The following is a 17631-nucleotide window of genomic DNA, read 5'->3' on the forward strand; positions in this document are numbered from 1 at the left end:
CCATCAACGGGGAGGCCAGACAGCCTCCCCGGTTTCCTGCAGATGGCGCCAGCGCCAGTTGGCGCCGTCCCGGAACAGCACGGCCGTCGCGTGGCGGCCGTTGCCGCTGCCGTCCGCCAGCGTCTGCGTTTCGTAGTAGGCCACCGTCGCGGCGTCCCCATCTCCCATCAGCAGCGTCATCCACTCCAACTTGATTTCCAGTCCCGGCCGGCTGCCTGCCGCGCCCTGGAAGAAGGCCCGCAGTCCCTGCCCATCCAGCCGCGCGCCGCTTGGCGCCACCATGGCGAAGCCGGCGTCGAAACCCGCCATCAGTTCCGCCAGTGCTTCCTCGCCATGCGGCCCGTCGCCCAGCCAGCGCGCGATCTGCGCCAAAGTGTCGCGAACCTGCGCCCATACCGCCAATTCATCTTTCTTCATCATGCTTCTCCCATTCGAGGACGATTCAATAAACGCAACACCTCCGCATTGCCTATCCGGCTGCCCAGCCATAAGGGCGGCAGCATGGTCAAGGCGGCGGCCAGAAAACATAGATGGAAGGCCCGCACCGCCAGCTCCCGCGCCGCAGGCGCCGCCGGATCGGCGATGCCTTGACTGGAAAGCAGCAGGTTCAGCAGCACGCTGGCCAGGGCCATGCCGATGCAGAAGCTGATCTGGCGATTGATGTTCCACAATGCGCTGGCTTCGCCCATCCGCGCCGGCTCCACCCTCAGGAAGGCGGTGCTCTGGCTGGCGCTGCTGCACAAGGTGCCGCCCAGGCCCATCAGCGCGTAGCTGGCGGCCAGCCAGGGCAGTTGCCCGGAGCGGTCTATCGCCAGCAAGCTCAGAAAGCCGATGCCCTGCGCCAGCGCGCCGGCCATCAGCAGCGGCCTGGGCCCCAAGCTGCGGTAGCCGCGCCCGGTCAAGGTGATCGCGGTAAACGCGCCCAGCGACCACGGCAACATCAACAAGCCGGCCGCGGACGCCGACACGCCCAGAACCTGCTGCAGATACAGCATCGCCACCAGGCTGACGCCCATGAAAACGCCCGGCACCAGCAGATACATCAGCATCGACATCCGCAGCAGCGGCTCGCGCAGCAACTCCAGCCGCAAGATGGGCCGCGGGTGCCGGCGGCTGTGCCGCGCGTAAGCCGCGCCCAGCGCCAGACCCGCCGCCAGCAGCGCGCCGCCGCGCGCCCAGGTGGACGGCTGAGCCAGATCGCTGAGCCCTTGCAAGGCCAGCAGCAATGCCAGGCTGCCCAGCAGCAGGCCAAGCCAGTCCAGGCCGGCGGCAGGCTCCGGCTCGCGCTCCTCGCGCAGCCAGCGCAGCGCCAGAACCAACGGCACGGCCGCCAGCGGCAGGTTGAGCCAGAAAATCCAGCGCCAGCCCAGCGCGTCCAGCGCCAGCCCGCCCAGCGTCGGCGACAGGGCCGGCGCCAGTTGGCCCACCAGCAAAATCATCGCGGTCAGACCCGGCCGCTCCGCCGGCCGGTACAAGCGATAGGTCATGGTCTGGCCCAGCGGAATCAGCAAGCCGCCGCCCAGGCCCTGCAGCGCGCGCCAGGCGATCAGCGCGGCGAGCGAGCCGGCCTGCGCCGCGCCGGCCGACCCCGCCATGAACAGCAGCAGCGAGGCGACGAACACCCGCTTGCCGCCCCAGCGCGCCGCCAGCCAGTTGCCCAGCGGAATCACCGCGGTCAGCCCCAGGATGTAGGCGGTGCCCACCCAGGTCAGCTCCGCCACGTCGCGATGGAAGGTGCGGGCGATGTCGGGAAAGGCGACATTGCCGACGAAAAGATTGGCCAAATCGATGAAAAACCCCAACAGGTACACCGCGGCCACGCGTTTGCGATACTCCATGCATCCAACCTCCTTGCTTGACGGAGGCCAGCTTAGTCTCGCCCGATGGCCGGAAAAACCACCGACAATCGATTAAACTGTCAAAATCATTTTGACAATAAAGCCCGCCAAGACATGAGCCTGCAACGCTTCCGCATCTTCGCCGCCATCGTGGAAAGCGGCTCGCTGACCGCCGCCGCCGAGGCGCTGGGCCACAGCAAGGCGGTGGTCAGCTTCAACCTGAAACAGCTGGAGGCCGAGCTGGGCGTGGCGCTGCTGACCCGCAGCACGCGCCGGCTGCAGCTGACCGAAACCGGCCGGCGCTTCTACCAGGACTGCCTGCATGTGCTGCGCATGGCGCAAACGGCTATGGACGACGCGCGCCGCGGCCACGGCGGCCTGCAGGGCACGCTAAGCGTGAGCACCACGCCGGAATACGGCCGCCGCCGGGTGATTCCGGCGCTGGCGGCCTTCTCCCGGCTGCATCCGCGGCTGACGGTGCGGCTGGAGTCGTCGTCGCGGCATGCCGACCTGATTTCTCAACAGGTGGACGTGGCGATCCGGCTGGGCTCGCTGAGCGACTCCAGCTACCGCGCGCGGCTGCTGGAGGAATTCGACATCTGGCCGGTGGCGTCGCCCGGCTATCTGGCGCAGCCCGGAAAGCAAGTGGAAAGCGTGGACGACCTTTCCCGCGCCGACTGGCTGGCGCACAGCCGGCTGGCGGCGCCGCTGCGCTGGAAGCTGACGGGACAAAATGGCGAGGCGATGCTGGACGCCGGCGACGCGCCGCGCGTAACCGCCGACACCTCGGGCGCCTTGCTGGACTTCGCGCGCCAGGGCTGCGGCGTGGCGCTGCTGCCGGACTGGCAGGTAAAAGACGATGTGGCCGCCGGCGCGCTGGAGAGCCTGCTGCCGGATTGGCGCTTTCCGCGCCAAGGGGTGTACGCGGTCTACCCGGACACCCGCCACCTGCCGGAAAAAGTGCGCGCCTTCATCGACTTTTTCGCCGACTACCTCGCGGCGCGGCAAAGGGAGGGCTGAACCTTTCCCCCTCCCGCAACCTGTCTACGATCTTCATGGTTGTGAATCCGCTACGCGGATAATGATTTTCATAGCCGGGGCTGCCCGGCCAGCAGGGAGGGGATATTTGCTTGGCCAAACATCCCCTCCCCCTAAAAGCCACCCTGCAAGCCTGGCCTTCGGCTACCCGCCGGGTCCCGTCAGGTTTGAAGGGACTGGTGGCGCATCGGATACGCGGTTTCTGACCAGCCAAGCCTAAAAAACGGGCAGAAGATCGTTAGCAGATTCTTACAGCTTGAAGCGCGACACCACGCCCTCCAGCGACTGCGACAAGCGCTCCAGGTCGGCCACCACCTGGCCGGCGCGGCCGATCTCGGAGTCCGACTGCAGCGCCTGCGACGACATCTGCTCGGCGGTGCGCGCCATGTCCTCGGTGGCCTTGGATTGCTCGCTGGCGGCGTCGCGGATCTCTGCCGCCTGGCGCACCACCAGCTGCATGCTGGACTGGATTTCGGCGATCTGGCGCTGCGCTTCCTCGGCCAGTTCCACGCCGCCCTGCACCGCGCCGTAGGTCTTCGCCACGCGCTCGCGCGCCTGGCCCGAGCCCTGCTGCATGCCGCCGACCATGTCGTCGATCTCCACCGTGGCCTGGCTGGTGCGCTCGGCGAGCTTCCTCACCTCGTCCGCCACCACCGCGAAGCCGCGGCCCTGCTCGCCGGCGCGCGCCGCCTCGATCGCCGCGTTCAGCGCCAACAGATTGGTCTGGTCGGCGATGTCCTTGATCACGCCGGCGATGCTGCCCACTTGGGCCGAGCGGCGCTCCAGCTCCTCCATCACCGTCTTCACCTCGTCCATCGACGATGCGACCGAGCCGATCTCGACGCTGACCTTGCCCACCGCCTCCGCGCTCTGCGACGACAGCGCGCCGGCCTGCTGCACCGCCTCGGCGGTGCCGTGGCAGTTGCCGGCGATGTGGCTGACGCTGACTGACAGCTGCTCGATGGTGGCCGCCGTGGTTTCGCTGAGGTCGGCGTTGTGGCGCGAACCGGCCGACAAGCGCTCGGTCATCCGCGCCAGCTCGCCGGCGCTGCGGTGCAGCTGGCCGCTTTGTTCGCGCACCTGCTGGAACATGCCGCGCAGCTGCTCCATGAACTGGTTGAACGCCGCCGCCACCTGGCCGGTTTCGTCGCGGCTGTCGGCCGGCAGCCGCATGGTCAGGTCGCCGTGGCCGGAGCTGAGCGCGCGCATCGCGTCGCGCAGCTGCACCAGCGGCCGGCTGATGAAGCCGGACACCTGCCAGATCACCAGCAGCGACAGCAGCAGCACCACCGCGTCAATCGCCGCCACCCACCAGATGGTGCGCGTCACCGCTCCATACACCTCATTGGCGTCCATCTCCACCACCACGAACCAGTCGGCGTTGGGCATATAGCTGGAGGCGGCGATGGTCGGGCCTCCCGGGCCGTCGAAATGCGCCAGGTTGAAGCCGGACTTGTTCAGCAGCTGCGGCGCGATCGCCGACAGGCCGGGCAGGTCGGCCAGCAAGGTTTTCTTCTGCATCGCCGCCGGATCGCGGTGCAGCCGCACCTGGCCGGAGGCGTCCACCACGTAGACCTGGCCGCGCTCGCCCACCGCCATCTTGCGCACGCGCTCGGCCATCTGGGTGACGTCGAAGCCCAGCGCCGCCACCGCGCGGTGGCCGGCCTGGCCCTTGTTGGCCAGCACGTTGACGAACATCATCACCTGCTGCTTGCCGGTTTCCGAACCCAGCGTGAACTGGCTGTCGCGGCCGGAGGCCAGGAAGTCGGCCAGCCACTTGTCGTTGCCCTTGGGATCGGCCTTGACGGTAGTGTGATCGATGTAGATGTTGAGCGTGGCTTCGGAGGTCCAGGAGATGATGGACGCGCCGGAAGTCTGCATCAGCGCCTTGGCGTAGCGCTGCCAGGGGCCGATGCCGGACTCGGGCTCGCCGGCCGCGGTCCAGTCCAAGAGATAGGTGTTGGCGGCCAGCTGGCGGGTCTGGCTCAAGGGCAGCGCGATGGAGGCGTCCAGCTCGTTGCGTATGCCCTCCACCGTCGCCTTCAGTTCATGCTGCTCCAGGCGCTCGGTCAGCGCCGACTGGAACATGCGGGTGGACACCGTGCCGGCGATGGCCAGCGCGATGAGCAGGATCAGCGCGACGCTGACCAGGATTTTCTGTTTGACCGACCAGTTCTTGAACATGCTTGCTGGCTTTCCAGGAAGAGACGAAAAATGTCCGGCGCCGCCGGACCGCATATCCGCGCACGCTGCGCCCGCCAGACGGCGGCAGCGCGAGCCGGAGCGGACTCCGTCTCCATCTGAAAAGCATGCCGCCGTAATGGCGGCGGCAATTGTAACAAGCCCTTATGTTTTCGCCATGAAGAATATTTTCAGCGACACTTCTTCATGTGGAGTAATTGCCACAACTCAGCCGGGCTGCCGACGCGCCGGCTGAGTGTCGTGCAGGAAACGGGTGTAAAGGTCGCGCGGCGGCTGCAGGCCGCATTCGGCCAGCACGCGTCCCGCCGCGCCGCGGTGATAGCCGCCGTGGGTGATCACCTGCATCAGCATCTCGGCTCGGCTCATCCGGCCATGGCCGCCGTCGGTGAAGGTGAAATCGACATTCTCGGCGAGTTCGGCATCGCTCAGGCCGCTGGCGTAGCCGACGTACCAGGCGTCGGTTTCGCGCACAGCCGCCAGCAGGCCGGCCAGCTCCGGCGTTTCCGGCGTGTTGGTGCCGGCGTAGCCGTGCAGCCGACGGGTCAGATTGCCGGCGAAGATGCGGTCCACCACGTGGATGTGGTTGAGGATGCGGACCACGAGATGGCGCTTGTCTGGATGGGCTTCGCCATCCAGCTGGGCCGTCAGCGCGTACAGCTCTTCATCGGCCCAGGCCTTGTAGCGGAACAGCGAGGGGAACAGATCGGGAAGACTCATCTTGCGGCCTTTCGCGCCGGACGGCGCCTGCGTGGGATAAGTTTCCCATTGTCTCACGGCGGACTTCCCGATGTCATTTCACGCCATAGGCCGCCAGGAACACCCTGACCGCGTCCGCCACCCTGCCCGGCCGCTCCGACGCCGGCGCCAACTCGTCGATCAGGCCGGTCATCATCGCCGCCTGGCATTCCGACTGCAGCAGGCCGTGGAAATGCATGGCGGCGGTCCACGGCGACGCCTGGCGCAGCCGCCCCGCCTCCATCTCCGCCGCCATGAAATTCGCCAGCTTGGTCCAGCCCGACTTCGGGCCGTTCTCGTAAAACAGCCTCCCCACCTCGCTGCGGCTGCCGCTGCCCATCACGATCGCGTGCAGCGCGCGCAGCTGGGGACTGAACAGGCTATCGAGGAAGGCCACGCCGAAAGCGCGCAGCATCTCCTCCAGGTCGCCGCCCGGCTGCAGCTTGACATAGGCCGACGACAGCTCCGCCGTCAGCGAGCGCATCACGTCCAGGAACAAGGCTTCCTTGGACGGAAAATAATTGTACAGCGTGGCCTTGGAGCCGCCAGCCCGGGCCGATATCTCGGACATCGACGCCGCCTCGTAGCCGCGTTCGACGAAGACTTCGGTCGCTGCCGCCACCAAGCCCTGGCGCTTGTTTTCGCTTTTTGTGCGCATATCCATCCTTAAAACTGAACAGTACAGTTCAAATTTTCTTGACAAGAAATCACGTCTCGCCATATAACTATACCGTACCGTACAGTTAAATCAAAACATTACCGGACAGAGACGATGAAAACCGCATATTTCCGCTGGCGGCCGCTGCCAGCGGCCGGCCTCTCCGCAGCGCTGGCGCTGATGGGAGGCTGCGCGACGACGCCGGACATGGGCCCGGCGCCGCAGATCAAACCGCTGCAACAATACCAGAATACGCAAAGCCTGCCCGCCTCGGACGGCGTCTGGGCCAATGAGCAATGGTGGAAAAAATACGGCGACGCGCAGTTGAACGCGCTGATGGACGAGGCGCTGAGCCAGGCGCCCGACCTCGCCGCCGCCCGGGCCCGCGTCGAGCGCGCCGAAGGCCTGGCCCAGCAGGCCGGCGCCGCGCGGCTGCCCGGCGCGGACCTGAACGCGGCTATCAACCGCGACAAGCAAAGCTACAACAACGGGATGCCGGCGCCGGCCGGCTTCAACACCAGCGGCCGCGCCACGCTGGATTTCAGCTATGAGCTGGATTTCTGGGGCAAGAACCGCGCCTCGCTGGCCGCCGCGACCTCCGAGCTGACCGCCGCCCGCGCCGACGCGGCCCAGGCCAGGCTGATGCTGACCACCTCGCTGGCCGCCGGCTACGCCGAGCTGGCGCGGCTGTTTTCCGAGCGCGACGCCGCCGCCCAGGCGCTGGAGGTGCGCGCGCACACCTCCAAGCTGATGCTGCAGCGCTGGCAGCAAGGCATGGACACCCGCGGCGTGCTGCGCCAGGCCGAATCGCGCGAGGCCGCCGCCCGCGCCGACCTGGCCGCCGCCGACGAAAGCATCGCCCTGCAACGCCATAGCCTGGCGGCGCTGATCGGCGCCGGACCAGACCGCGGCCTGGCCATCGCCCGTCCCGGCCCCGGCCTGTTTCGCGAACAGAAGCTCCCGGCCGCGCTGGCGGCCGAGCTGCTGGGCCGCCGACCGGATCTGGCGGCCGCCCGGCTCCGCGCCGAGGCCGCGGCCAAGCGTATCGACGTCGCCGAAGCCCAGTTCTACCCCAACGTCAACCTCACCGCCTTCGTCGGTGCCCAGTCGCTGGGGTTGGGGCTGTTCGACAAGGCCGGTTCCGGCATAGCCGGCGTCGGCCCCGCGATCCATCTTCCCCTCTTCCGCGGCGGCCAGCTACAGGGCCAGTACCGCGCCGCGCGCGGCGATTACGACGCCGCCGTCGCCAGCTACGACGCCACGCTGAGCCAGGCGCTGCGCGAAGTGGCCGACGCCGTCTCCAGCCAGGCCGCGCTGACGCCGCAGCTGCAACAGCGCCAGGAGGCGCTGACAGCGGCCGACGAGGCCTACCGCGTCAGCCAGAACCGCTTCGACGGCGGCCTCGCCAATTACCTGGACGTGCTGACCGCCGAAGACAGCGTGATCGCCGCCCGCCGCAGCCTGGCCAGTCTGCAGGCCCGCCGCTTCTCGCTGGACGTCGCCCTGGTCAAGGCATTGGGCGGCGGATACCGGCAAACCGAACAACAGGCCGCCCGCTGAGGCGGCCGGGGAACATACACGCAAGGAATACCCGCCATGAGCGAAAACGCACAAGCCCTGCCGGCCTCCGCGGCGCCCGCCGCCGCCGGCCATCCCCTGCAACGCAAGAAGCTGTTCACGCTGCTGTTCGGCGCCGTCGCCGCCGCGGCCGTCGCCTACGGCGGCTACTGGACGCTGCTCGGCTCCCACCATGTCAGCACCGACAACGCCTATGTCGCCGCCGAGATCGCCCAGGTGACGCCCGAAGTGGCCGGCACCATCCAGCAGGTGAAGGTAGTCGACACCCAGGCGGTGAAGGCCGGCGACGTGCTGGTGACGCTGAACGACAGCGACGCCAAGCTGGCCCTGGCCCAGGCCGAAGCCGACCTCGCCCGCGCCGAGCGCCGGGTGAAGGGCTACTTCGCCAACGACGAGGGCCTGAGCGCCCAGGCCCAGGCCCGCAGCGCCGACCAGGCCCGCTCCGCCGCGCAGCTGGCGTCGGCCCGCGCCGACCTGGAGCGCGCGAAGCTCGACCTGCAGCGCCGCCAGACGCTGGCGAAAAGCGGCTCGGTGTCCGGCGAGGAGTTGAGCAACGCGCAAAACGCCTACGCCACCGCATCGGCCAGCCTGAAGGCCGCAGAAGCCGCCAGCCGCCAGAGCGAAGCCAACTACCGCGCCGCGGTCGGCAGCCTGAAAGCCAACCAGACGCTGACCGCCGACACCACGGTGGCCGACAATCCGGAAGTGGCGCTGGCGCGCGCCAAGCGCGATCAGGCCAGCCTGGACCTCTCCCGCACGGTGATCCGCGCCCAGGTGGACGGCGTGGTGGCCAAGCGCCAGGCCCAGGTGGGGCAGCGGGTGCAGTCCGGCACGCCGTTGATGTCGGTGGTGCCGCTGCAGGACGCGCATGTGGACGCCAACTTCAAGGAAGTGCAATTGAGCAAGGTGCGCGTCGGCCAGCCCGTGGAGCTGACCGCCGACCTCTACGGCAACAAGGTGGTCTACCACGGCAAGGTGGCCGGCCTGTCCGGCGGCTCCGGCTCCGCCTTCGCGATGATTCCGGCGCAGAACGCCACCGGCAACTGGATCAAGGTGGTGCAGCGGCTGCCGGTGCGCGTCGCGCTGGACCCGGCCGAACTGAAGGCCCATCCGCTGCAAGTGGGGCTGTCGATGGAAGCCACCGTCGACGTCAGCGAGTGAGGCCGCCATGTCTAGCGCGAATCCCGCGGCCGACGGCGTCCAGCGGCCGCTGACCGGCAATATGCTGTGGCTGGCGGCGCTGGTGTTGGCCGCCGCCAACTTCATGGTGGTGCTGGACACCACCATCGCCAACGTGTCGGTGCCCAATATCGCCGGCGGCCTGGCGGTGTCGTCCAGCCAGGGCACTTATGTCATCACCTCTTACGCGGTGGCCGAGGCCATCATCGTGCCGCTGACCGGCTGGCTGGCGGCGCGCTTCGGCACCGTGCGGCTGTTCGTCGGCTCGATGCTGCTGTTCGGCCTGTTCTCCATGCTGTGCGGCCTGGCCGGCTCGCTGGAGACGCTGGTGCTGTTCCGCGTGCTGCAAGGCCTGGCTGGCGGCCCGCTGATGCCGATGTCTCAGACCCTGCTGCTGCAGATCTTCCCCAAACAGAAAGCCGGCGCGGCGATAGGGCTGTGGAGCATGACCACGCTGGTGGCGCCCATCATGGGCCCCATCCTGGGCGGCACGCTGTGCGACCAGGCCAGCTGGCCGTGGATCTTCTACATCAACGTGCCGATCGCGCTGGGCTGCGGCCTCCTGGGCTGGAACCTGCTCAAGCGCTACCAGAGCCAGGTGTTCAAGCTGCGGATAGACGTGATCGGACTGGCGCTGCTGATGGTGTGGGTGGCGTCGCTGCAGCTGATGCTGGACAAGGGCAAGGAGCTGGATTGGTTCGCCTCGCCGGCCATCGTCGGCATGGCCATCGTGGCGCTGGTCGGCTTCGCCGCCTTCCTGATCTGGGAGTTGACCGACGCCCAGCCCATCGTCGACCTCAGGGTGTTCCGCCACCGCGGCTTCTGGGCCAGCGTGCTGACCATCTCGCTGGCGTTCGGCTCGTTCTTCGGCGCCACCGTGCTGACGCCGCAGTGGCTGCAAGCCTATATGGGCTACACCGCCACCCAGGCCGGCTACGCCACCGCGATGAGCGGCGTGCTGGCGGTGATGGCGGCGCCGATCGCCGCCCAGCTGTCCTCGCGGATGGATCCGCGCAAGCTGGTGTTCTGCGGCGTGATGTGGCTGGGCTGCGTCACCCTGTACCGCAGCTTCTCCACCACCGACATGGGCTTCTGGCAAGTGGCGCTGCCGCTGCTGTTCCAGGGGCTGGGCATGCCCTTCTTCTTCGTGCCGCTGACCGGCCTGGCGCTGGCCAGCGTGGAGCCGGCGGAAGTGGCCTCGGCCGCCGGCCTGATGAGCTTCATGCGCACGCTGTCCGGCGCCTTCGCCACCTCGCTGGTCACCACCGCCTGGGACGACAAGGCCAGCTACAACCACGCCGAGCTGGCCGGCATGGTGGACGGCGGCGGCGACGCGCTGCGCGCGCTGCAAGGCGGCGGCCTGTCCGACAGCGCGGCCTGGGGCGTGATCGAACAGACGCTGCAGGCGCAAAGCATCATGCTGTCCACCAACCAGATCTTCTGGCTGGCGGGGCTGTCCTTCGTCGTCGCCGCTTGCGCGATCTGGCTGGCGCCCAGGCCCAGCCGCGTCGCCGACACCAGCCAGGCTCACTGAGTTTCTCGACCCGCGTTTCACCACTTGCCCCGCGCCCTTGTGGCCGGGGCTTTTTTTTTGCCCTGTATCGAAGGCCAGTCTTTACATACGGCCGCCATCTCGTAACAGACGCTTGCATATACTGCGTGCTATCAATATGCCTTAAAAATAATCAAGACCACCCGCGCCTCCGCCTTCCATTCAACGCAGACAGGAAACCCTCAGCAATGAAGCATTCGATCAAGCGGCTGGCGCTCGCCACTGCCGCCGCGCTCGCCTGCCAGGCCGCCGCAGCCGCGCCGCTCCAGGCCATCCGCCATGACGCCTTCGCCCAGTCCTGCCAGGCGCTGTGGGGCAAGGAAACCGCGCGCAGCCGCTGGGTGAAGGACGATGGCCAGGGCGGCCTCGCCTATGCGCCGCTGAACAGCAACGGCGACCGCATCATGGACTTCTCCAGCGCCGGCTACATGGGCGGCGGCGTCGCGCTGCCGGCCGCGCCGGTGAAGGCGACGGTCAAACCCAGCGGCAATGCCGCCAGCGACCTCGCCAACATCCAGGCCGCTATCGCCAAAGTGGCGGCCTTGCCGGCGGTGAACGGCGTGCGCGGCGCGGTGCTGCTGGCCCCCGGCGCCTTCCTGCTCGAATCGCCGATCCAGCTGGCCAGCGACGGCGTGGTGCTGCGCGGCAGCGGTTCCGGCGCGGGCGGCACCGTGCTGAAGGCGCAAGGCGCCGGCCACGCCATGCTGAGCCTGGGCGGCGCGAGCGCCAGCCTGACGCCGGCCGGCGCCGCAGCCGCCATCGCCGACGGCTATCTGCCCTCCGGCGCCAGCGTGATCCACGTTGCCGACGCCTCCGGCTTCAAGCCCGGCGACGCGGTGATGATCCGCCGCCGCGCCAGCGCCGAATGGATACGCTTCATGGCCATGGATCAGCTGGTCCGCGACGGCAAGCCGCAAACCTGGATCAACGCCGGCAACAACAACGAAATCTGGCTGCGCACGGTCACCGCGGTGAAGGGATCGCAGCTGGCGCTGGACATCCCGCTGTCCGACTCCTTCGACAGCGGCTATCTGGGGACGAATGGCGGCAGCGTGCAGAAATACGCGGCCAGCGGCATCGCCGGCCAGATCGGCGCCGAGCATCTGGCGCTGGAAGGCCAGCCGCGCGGCAGCGGAACCGACTACGCGGTGGCCAATCTGGACAATCTGGCCGACGGCTGGCTCAGCGACATCCAGGCGCACAACTTCACCGGCGGCGTGGTGGTCGGCAAGCAGGGGCGGCGGCTGACGCTGAAAAAAGTGGTGCTGAGCCACGACCACAACAATGTCGACTGCTCCGGCGCCAAGGCATTCGAGTTCAGCATCGCCGGCAGCCAGGTGCTGGTGGACCGCAGCGCGTCCAACGGCAGCAAGAAATCGTTCTACTACGCCACCCAGGCCCAGGCCGGCGGCCCCAACGTGCTGCTGAACTTCAGCGGCCGCGCCGAGGCCTGCGGCAATATCGAGCCGCACCAGCGCTGGGCCACCGGCCTGCTGGTGGACAACGCCGACGTCAGCGGCGCCATCGCGCTGGGCAACCGCGGCGCCGACGGCAGCGGCCACGGCTGGAGCATCGGTTGGGCCGTGGCGTGGAATGCCAAGGCGGATCAACTGGCCATCGCCGCGCCGCCGGGCGCGACCAACTGGGCGATAGGCAGCAGCGGCGCGCTGACGCCCAATGTGCCGGACGCCCAAGGCGTGCCGGTGCCGCCCAAGCTGGGCGCGGTGGACTCGGCCAACGTCCGCGTCGGTCCGGACAGCCTGTACCTGATGCAGCTGTGCCAGCGGCTGGGCCCGCAGGCGGTGAAGAACATCGGTTATTGATGGGCGGCGGAAACGACAAGAGGCCCAAATGGGCCTCTTTTCATGCTCGACTCCCGATGCCGCGCACCATCCGGCCGCGGGCATCGCCGCTGGCGAACCCGCGCTGCGCGGCTTGGGCTCCCGAAGCTCCAATCCATGCGACGCGCCCCATTTCCCCTTTCAGGACGCGCCGTCCGAAAAGTCGAGGGCAAGGTTTTAAGCTGGCGACTGTTTGAGGCGCGCGACGTTAGCGCGCGCCGAGTTTGCCAGCGCCTTGCCCTTGGCTTTCCGGGCGGAAATCGCGGTCTGCAGGGGCGGCCTGGAGTTGCAAGAGGGCTGGCCGGGCAGCCCTCTTGCCCGTAGCGCGGGCGGAACCGCCCTAATCATCGTCCGCGCAGCGGGCTCTACGAAACATCCACTTTAAATTGACTCGAATGAGCCTCTCGCTGCGCTCGCAGCTTGATCAATCATCCCGCGTCAGCACTTCCAGCAACTCGATCTCGAACACCAGATTGGAATTCGCCGGAATGCGGTCGCCGATCTGGCGCTCGCCGTAGGCCAGATGCGCCGGCACCCACAGCTTGCGCTTGCCGCCCACCTTCATGCCCATCATCCCCTGGTCCCAGCCCTTGATCACGCGGCCGGTGCCGATCACGCACTGGAACGGCCGGCCCTTGTCGACAGAAGAGTCGAACTTGCTGCCATCCTCCAGCCAGCCGGTGTAATGGCTGGTGATCAGCGCGCCGCGCACCGCCTCCTTGCCCTCGCCCACCACCAAGTCCTCGATCTTCAGCTCTTCGCTCATTGCTCTTCATCCACAAAACGCCGCGCGGGGCGAAAACCGCCATTGTACTCCGCGCGGCGAGCGATGGATCAGGCGTCCCAGGCTGGCGCGAAGTCCGGGTTGGCGATGCGGCCGCCGTCTTCCAGCCGGGCGATGCGCGTCATGTCGTCCTCATCCAGCCGCAGCTTCAGCGCGTCCAGATTGGCCGCCAGATTGGCCCGCTTAGTGGACGACGGAATCACCGCGATGTCCTGCCGCAGCTGCCAGGCCAAGGCCACCTGAGCCGCCGTCGCGCCATGCTTCTGGCCGATGGCCTGCAGAACCGGATCGCTGACAACGCGACCGTAGGCCAGAGGCATGTAGCCGGTCAGCGCGATGCCGTGCTCGCGGCAGAAGGCGCGCACCTTCTGGTTCTGCAGATAGGGATGCACTTCCAGCTGGTGGGTGCCGATGGCGTCGGCGCCGACAGCCGCGATGGCCTGCCGCAGGTGGGCGATGGTGAAGTTGGACACGCCGATCTCACGCGTCAGCCCCAGTTGCTTCGCCTCCGCCAGCTGCTCCATGTACACCGCCATCGGCACCTCGTCCTTGGGCGACGGCCAGTGGATCAGCGTCATGTCCACCTGGTCCAGGCCCAGCTTGTCCAGGCTCTCGCGCAGGCTGGGAATCAGCTTGCCCTGGCCGAACTTGTCGGTCCAGATCTTGGTGGTGACGTAGAGTTCGCCGCGCGGCACGCCGCCCTTGGCGATGGCGCGGCCGACATCGGCCTCGTTGCGGTAGATCTGCGCAGTGTCGATGTGGCGGTAGCCCAGCTCCAGGCCCATCGTCACCGACTCCTCGGCCTGCTGTTCTTTCAGGCGGAAGGTGCCCACTCCCAGTTTCGGCATTTGCACGATGCGTTTCCTTATTTGAATTAAGACCGGAGGCATGCTCTCATGCCCCCGGCATGGAAAGCTTCCAGCCTACCCGAGCAAGCCGCCGCAAGCCAGCCGCCATGCCTTCCTGCCTGGCGGACTATCCTAACAAGACCCAAAACGTTACATTGACGATAATGTCCGAAGGGTAGGCTTCCCGGCATGAAACCATTGATTCTGCTGTTCGCTTGCGGCCTCAGCGTCGCCGCCGTCGGGGAAACGCTGACGGTGGGCATAGGCGATCAGGCCTTTCCGCCCTACAAGATGGGCAATGACACGCTGGACCCGCGCCGTCCCGGCCTGTCGGTGGAGCTGGTGCAGGCGGCCGCGCGCAGTTGCCGGCTGAAGGCCGATATTCGCCTGCTGCCTGGCGCGCGGCTGCTGAAGGAGCTGGAGCACGGCACGCTGGACGCCGTGATGATGCTTTCCTACACCGCCGAGCGCGCCGCCTACGCCGCCTTTCCGCTGCAAGGCGGCAAACCGGACGAGGCGCGGCGGCTGGCCACGCTCAGTTACGCGCTCTACGTGCGCCGCGACAGCGACGTCGGCTGGGACGGCAAGAAGCTGTCCCATCTGCGCCGCAGCGTCGGCGCCAACGCCGGCTGGTCGATCAACACAGATCTGCAGCGGCTGGGCATCCCGGCGGAAACCGCCAACAGCGTGGCGCAGAACTTCGACAAGCTGGCCGGCAAGCGCATCGACGCCTACGCGGTGCACGAGACGCTGGGCGACGCCTACCTGGCGCGCAATCCGGCGCTGCCGGTGCGCAAGCTGGCGTTGCCCATCAGCACCAAACCCTACTTCCTGCCGGTCTCGCGCCGCTACGCCGCCAGCCATCCCAGGCAAGTGGATTGCCTGTGGAACGCCATCTCCGCCCAGCGCGACGAGCTAACCCGGCGGCGCATCCGCTTCTATCTGGACGCCGGCGGCTAAGCCGCCGGGCTCAGCCGCCCAGCGTCCACGGATCAGCCAGGAGGATCACATCGTCGCGCTCGGCGCCGGTGGAGATCAGCGACACCGGCGCGCCGGCCAGCTCCGCGATTCTCCGCACATAGGCGCGCGCCTGCTCCGGCAGCGCGTCCAGGCTGCGCGCGCCGCGGGTGCTTTCCCGCCAGCCCGGCAGCGTCTCGTACACCGGCTCGATCCGGCCGCGCTCGGCCAGCCCCGCCGGATAATCGCCCCGCAGAACGCCGTCCAGCCGATAGCCGACGCAGATCTTCAGCTCGTCCATGCCGTCCAGCACGTCCAGCTTGGTCAGCGCCAGGCTGGCGATGCCGCCCACCCGCACGCTCTGGCGCAGCAAGGCCGCGTCCAGCCAGCCGCAGCGGCGCGGCCGGCCGGTGTTGGTGCCGTACTCGCCGCCGCGCTCGCGCAGGCGGTCGCCTATCGCATCGTCCAGCTCAGTGGGGAACGGCCCGCCGCCCACCCGCGTGGCGTAGGCCTTGCACACGCCCAGCGCGTGGCCGCGCGCGGCGCTGCCCAGGCCGGAGCCGGAAGCCGCCTGCGCCGGCCCGGTGCCGGATGAGGTGACGAAGGGATAAGTGCCGTGATCGACGTCCAGCAGCATCGCCTGCGCGCCTTCGAACAGGATGCGCCGGCCGGCCTCGTCGGCCTCGTTCAGCAGCTTCCACGCCGGCCGCAGATAAGGCAGGATGCGGCGCGCCTGCCCCAGCAGCGCCGCCAGCATCGGCTCCAGCTCGAAAACCGGCCGCCCCAGCGCGGCCAGCACCGCGTTGTGGTAGCGCAGCGTCTCCTCCAGCCGCCCGCGCAAAACCGCCGGATCGGCCAGATCGGCCAGCCGGATCGCCCGCCGGCCGGCCCGGTCCTCGAAAGCCGGCCCGATGCCGCGGCCGGTGGTGCCGATGGCCTGGGTGCGCGCCGCCTCTTGCGCCGCGTCCAGCGCGATGTGGGACGGCAACAGCAAGGTGGCGTTGTCGGCGACGGCCAGCTGGTCCGGCCCGATCGCCAATCCCTCGGCGGCGATGCGGTCGATCTCGGCCAGCAGCGCCTGCGGGTCCACCACCACGCCGTTGCCGATCACGCCGAGCTTGCCGCGCAAGAGGCCGCAGGGCAGCAAGGCCAGCTTCCAGGTCTTGCCGCCCACCACCAACGTGTGGCCGGCGTTGTGGCCGCCGTTGAAACGCACCACGCAGTCCGCCGTCTCGGCCAGCAGATCGACGATCCGCCCCTTGCCCTCGTCGCCCCATTGCGCGCCCGTCACGATCACCTTGTTCATGCGTTTCTCCAGAAGTGAAAATTGATGCTGTTGCGACAACACCTTACGCAACTTGCCGGCCGATGGACAAACGACTTATTCTGGCTTTTCATGTCAGGAAAACTCACACGAATGAAACGAGACCTCCCGCCGCTGAACGCCTTGCGCGCGTTCGAGGCCGCCGCCGTCCGCCAAAGCTTCAGCGAAGCCGCCGAGCTGCTGCACGTCACCCACGGCGCGGTCAGCCGGCAGATCCGCCTGCTGGAGGAATGGCTGGGGGCGCGGCTGTTCGAGCGCCGCCACCGCCAGGTGCGGCTCACCGACGCCGGCCGCGACTACCTCGCCGACGTCCGCGCGGCGCTGGAGCGGATAGAGACCGCCAGCGCCAGGCTGCGGCGCGGGCCGCTGCCGCTGCGGGTGAACGCGCCGGCCACCTTCACGCTGCGCTGGCTGATTCCGCGGCTGTCCCGGTTCCAGTTGCAGCACCCGCACGTGGAGGTGAAGCTGACCACCTCCAGCGAGCCCATCGCCCAGCTGGCCGACAGCTTCGAGGTGGCGATACGCGGCGGCCCGCAGGCGCTGCCCGGCTTCATCGCCCACGAATTCCTGCAGGAAAGCCGGCTGCCGGTGTGCAGCCCAGGCCTGCTGGAACGGCTGCCTATCGCCTCGCCGGCCGACCTGTCCCGCCACACCCTGCTGCACACCGCCGGCAGCCCGGAATTCTGGCCGCAGTGGCTGGACGCCGCCGGCGCGTCCGGCTTGCAGCCGGCGGCCAGCCTGACGCTGGAGCACTTCTACCTGACGTTGCAGGCGGCGCTGGACGGATTGGGCGTGGCGCTGGGCCCCAGCCGGCTGATCGCCGACGATCTGGCCAGCGGCCGGCTGGTGCAGCCGTTTTCCGGCCCGCGGCTGGAAGACTGGCGCTACTTCGCCTACGTGCCGGAAACGCGCGACAACCACCCAGCCGTCGCCGCCTTCTGCCGCTGGCTGGCTCAAGCGGACCCGGCGTGAGCGCCGACGACAAAACACCCCATTGTCATGCTCGACGCCGTCCACCGCTTCGGCTATATCTAAAAGCCTCCGCCGGTCCGCGGGGGAACTCATCCCGCCGAGCGGCCTCGTACCAGTAAGCCTCG

The 17631-nt window shown here is 68.3% G+C and carries 15 protein-coding genes; 7 read left to right on the plus strand and 8 right to left on the minus strand.

Annotation, left to right across the window (positions count from 1 at the left end):
* Positions 1 to 3 precede the first annotated feature (3 nt).
* Together BKX93_RS11765 and BKX93_RS11770 are read right to left on the minus strand one after the other, a co-directional pair.
* Positions 4 to 420: a hypothetical protein gene (locus BKX93_RS11765; protein ID WP_145929304.1), complete on the minus strand. Its 417-nt coding sequence runs from the start codon at positions 418 to 420 to the stop codon at positions 4 to 6.
* Positions 417 to 1838 (minus strand): MFS transporter, encoded by a 1422-nt coding sequence (locus BKX93_RS11770; protein WP_070979928.1) that lies wholly within the window; start codon positions 1836 to 1838, stop codon positions 417 to 419. The genes BKX93_RS11765 and BKX93_RS11770 overlap by 4 nt, the downstream gene beginning before the upstream one ends.
* 114 nt (positions 1839 to 1952) lie before the next feature.
* Between BKX93_RS11770 and BKX93_RS11775 the strand changes: the two genes are divergently transcribed.
* Entirely contained in the window at positions 1953 to 2858 is a 906-nt protein-coding gene (locus tag BKX93_RS11775) for a LysR family transcriptional regulator (protein ID WP_070979929.1), read from the plus strand.
* Between the two features lie 267 nt (positions 2859 to 3125).
* On the opposite strand, the gene BKX93_RS11780 is transcribed toward BKX93_RS11775, so the two are convergent.
* The 3 genes from BKX93_RS11780 to BKX93_RS11790 all read right to left on the minus strand — a co-directional run bounded on the left by BKX93_RS11780 (position 3126) and on the right by BKX93_RS11790 (position 6471).
* The gene (locus BKX93_RS11780) at positions 3126 to 5060 is read right to left on the minus strand and encodes a methyl-accepting chemotaxis protein (RefSeq protein WP_070979931.1); all 1935 of its coding nucleotides are present in this window, start codon (positions 5058 to 5060) and stop codon (positions 3126 to 3128) included.
* 225 nt (positions 5061 to 5285) lie between these two features.
* Positions 5286 to 5852 (minus strand): DinB family protein, encoded by a 567-nt coding sequence (locus BKX93_RS11785; RefSeq protein ID WP_222103251.1) that lies wholly within the window; start codon positions 5850 to 5852, stop codon positions 5286 to 5288.
* 16 nt (positions 5853 to 5868) lie between these two features.
* Entirely contained in the window at positions 5869 to 6471 is a 603-nt protein-coding gene (locus BKX93_RS11790) for a TetR/AcrR family transcriptional regulator (RefSeq protein ID WP_046158672.1), read from the minus strand.
* Positions 6472 to 6585: 114 nt separating this feature from the next.
* Between BKX93_RS11790 and BKX93_RS11795 the strand changes: the two genes are divergently transcribed.
* From BKX93_RS11795 to BKX93_RS11810, 4 genes are all read left to right on the plus strand, one after another.
* Entirely contained in the window at positions 6586 to 8031 is a 1446-nt protein-coding gene (locus BKX93_RS11795) for an efflux transporter outer membrane subunit (RefSeq protein WP_070979933.1), read from the plus strand.
* A 36-nt stretch (positions 8032 to 8067) separates the two neighbouring features.
* Positions 8068 to 9210 (plus strand): HlyD family secretion protein, encoded by a 1143-nt coding sequence (locus BKX93_RS11800; protein WP_070979935.1) that lies wholly within the window; start codon positions 8068 to 8070, stop codon positions 9208 to 9210.
* 7 nt (positions 9211 to 9217) lie between these two features.
* Positions 9218 to 10762 carry a DHA2 family efflux MFS transporter permease subunit gene (locus BKX93_RS11805; protein WP_070979937.1) on the plus strand — a complete coding sequence of 515 codons (1545 nt, stop codon included), beginning with the start codon at positions 9218 to 9220 and terminating at the stop codon, positions 10760 to 10762.
* A 206-nt stretch (positions 10763 to 10968) separates the two neighbouring features.
* The gene (locus tag BKX93_RS11810) at positions 10969 to 12603 is read left to right on the plus strand and encodes a hypothetical protein (protein WP_052717505.1); all 1635 of its coding nucleotides are present in this window, start codon (positions 10969 to 10971) and stop codon (positions 12601 to 12603) included.
* Between the two features lie 442 nt (positions 12604 to 13045).
* On the opposite strand, the gene BKX93_RS11815 is transcribed toward BKX93_RS11810, so the two are convergent.
* Positions 13046 to 13387 (minus strand): FKBP-type peptidyl-prolyl cis-trans isomerase, encoded by a 342-nt coding sequence (locus tag BKX93_RS11815; protein WP_046158668.1) that lies wholly within the window; start codon positions 13385 to 13387, stop codon positions 13046 to 13048.
* 68 nt (positions 13388 to 13455) lie between these two features.
* Entirely contained in the window at positions 13456 to 14253 is a 798-nt protein-coding gene (gene dkgB / locus BKX93_RS11820) for a 2,5-didehydrogluconate reductase DkgB (protein ID WP_235429455.1), read from the minus strand.
* Between the two features lie 189 nt (positions 14254 to 14442).
* Between dkgB and BKX93_RS11825 the strand changes: the two genes are divergently transcribed.
* Positions 14443 to 15213 carry a substrate-binding periplasmic protein gene (locus BKX93_RS11825; protein ID WP_046167649.1) on the plus strand — a complete coding sequence of 257 codons (771 nt, stop codon included), beginning with the start codon at positions 14443 to 14445 and terminating at the stop codon, positions 15211 to 15213.
* 10 nt (positions 15214 to 15223) lie between these two features.
* Here BKX93_RS11825 and BKX93_RS11830 read toward each other — a convergent pair whose 3' ends face one another.
* Positions 15224 to 16516, minus strand: coding sequence for an adenylosuccinate synthase (locus BKX93_RS11830; protein ID WP_070979938.1), 1293 nt, complete (start codon positions 16514 to 16516; stop codon positions 15224 to 15226).
* Positions 16517 to 16627: 111 nt separating this feature from the next.
* Between BKX93_RS11830 and gcvA the strand changes: the two genes are divergently transcribed.
* Positions 16628 to 17506, plus strand: a complete 879-nt coding sequence (gene gcvA, locus BKX93_RS11835) for a transcriptional regulator GcvA (RefSeq protein ID WP_070979940.1) — start codon at positions 16628 to 16630, stop codon at positions 17504 to 17506.
* Positions 17507 to 17631: the final 125 nt, after the last annotated feature.

This window comes from Chromobacterium vaccinii (assembly GCF_001855275.1).
GTDB lineage: Bacteria > Pseudomonadota > Gammaproteobacteria > Burkholderiales > Chromobacteriaceae > Chromobacterium > Chromobacterium vaccinii.

Bases quoted from the DNA above. Each gene is read 5' to 3' on its own strand.
- BKX93_RS11805 (WP_070979937.1), top strand. From the start codon at position 9,218: ATGTCTAGCGCGAATCCCGCGGCCGACGGCGTCCAGCGGCCGCTGACC.
- BKX93_RS11830 (WP_070979938.1), bottom strand. From the start codon at position 16,516: ATGAACAAGGTGATCGTGACGGGCGCGCAATGGGGCGACGAGGGCAAG.
- BKX93_RS11780 (WP_070979931.1), bottom strand. From the start codon at position 5,060: ATGTTCAAGAACTGGTCGGTCAAACAGAAAATCCTGGTCAGCGTCGCG.
- BKX93_RS11815 (WP_046158668.1), bottom strand. From the start codon at position 13,387: ATGAGCGAAGAGCTGAAGATCGAGGACTTGGTGGTGGGCGAGGGCAAG.
- BKX93_RS11790 (WP_046158672.1), bottom strand. From the start codon at position 6,471: ATGCGCACAAAAAGCGAAAACAAGCGCCAGGGCTTGGTGGCGGCAGCG.
- gcvA (WP_070979940.1), top strand. From the start codon at position 16,628: ATGAAACGAGACCTCCCGCCGCTGAACGCCTTGCGCGCGTTCGAGGCC.
- BKX93_RS11775 (WP_070979929.1), top strand. From the start codon at position 1,953: ATGAGCCTGCAACGCTTCCGCATCTTCGCCGCCATCGTGGAAAGCGGC.
- BKX93_RS11795 (WP_070979933.1), top strand. From the start codon at position 6,586: ATGAAAACCGCATATTTCCGCTGGCGGCCGCTGCCAGCGGCCGGCCTC.
- BKX93_RS11810 (WP_052717505.1), top strand. From the start codon at position 10,969: ATGAAGCATTCGATCAAGCGGCTGGCGCTCGCCACTGCCGCCGCGCTC.
- dkgB (WP_235429455.1), bottom strand. From the start codon at position 14,253: ATGCCGAAACTGGGAGTGGGCACCTTCCGCCTGAAAGAACAGCAGGCC.
- BKX93_RS11825 (WP_046167649.1), top strand. From the start codon at position 14,443: ATGAAACCATTGATTCTGCTGTTCGCTTGCGGCCTCAGCGTCGCCGCC.
- BKX93_RS11770 (WP_070979928.1), bottom strand. From the start codon at position 1,838: ATGGAGTATCGCAAACGCGTGGCCGCGGTGTACCTGTTGGGGTTTTTC.
- BKX93_RS11765 (WP_145929304.1), bottom strand. From the start codon at position 420: ATGATGAAGAAAGATGAATTGGCGGTATGGGCGCAGGTTCGCGACACT.
- BKX93_RS11800 (WP_070979935.1), top strand. From the start codon at position 8,068: ATGAGCGAAAACGCACAAGCCCTGCCGGCCTCCGCGGCGCCCGCCGCC.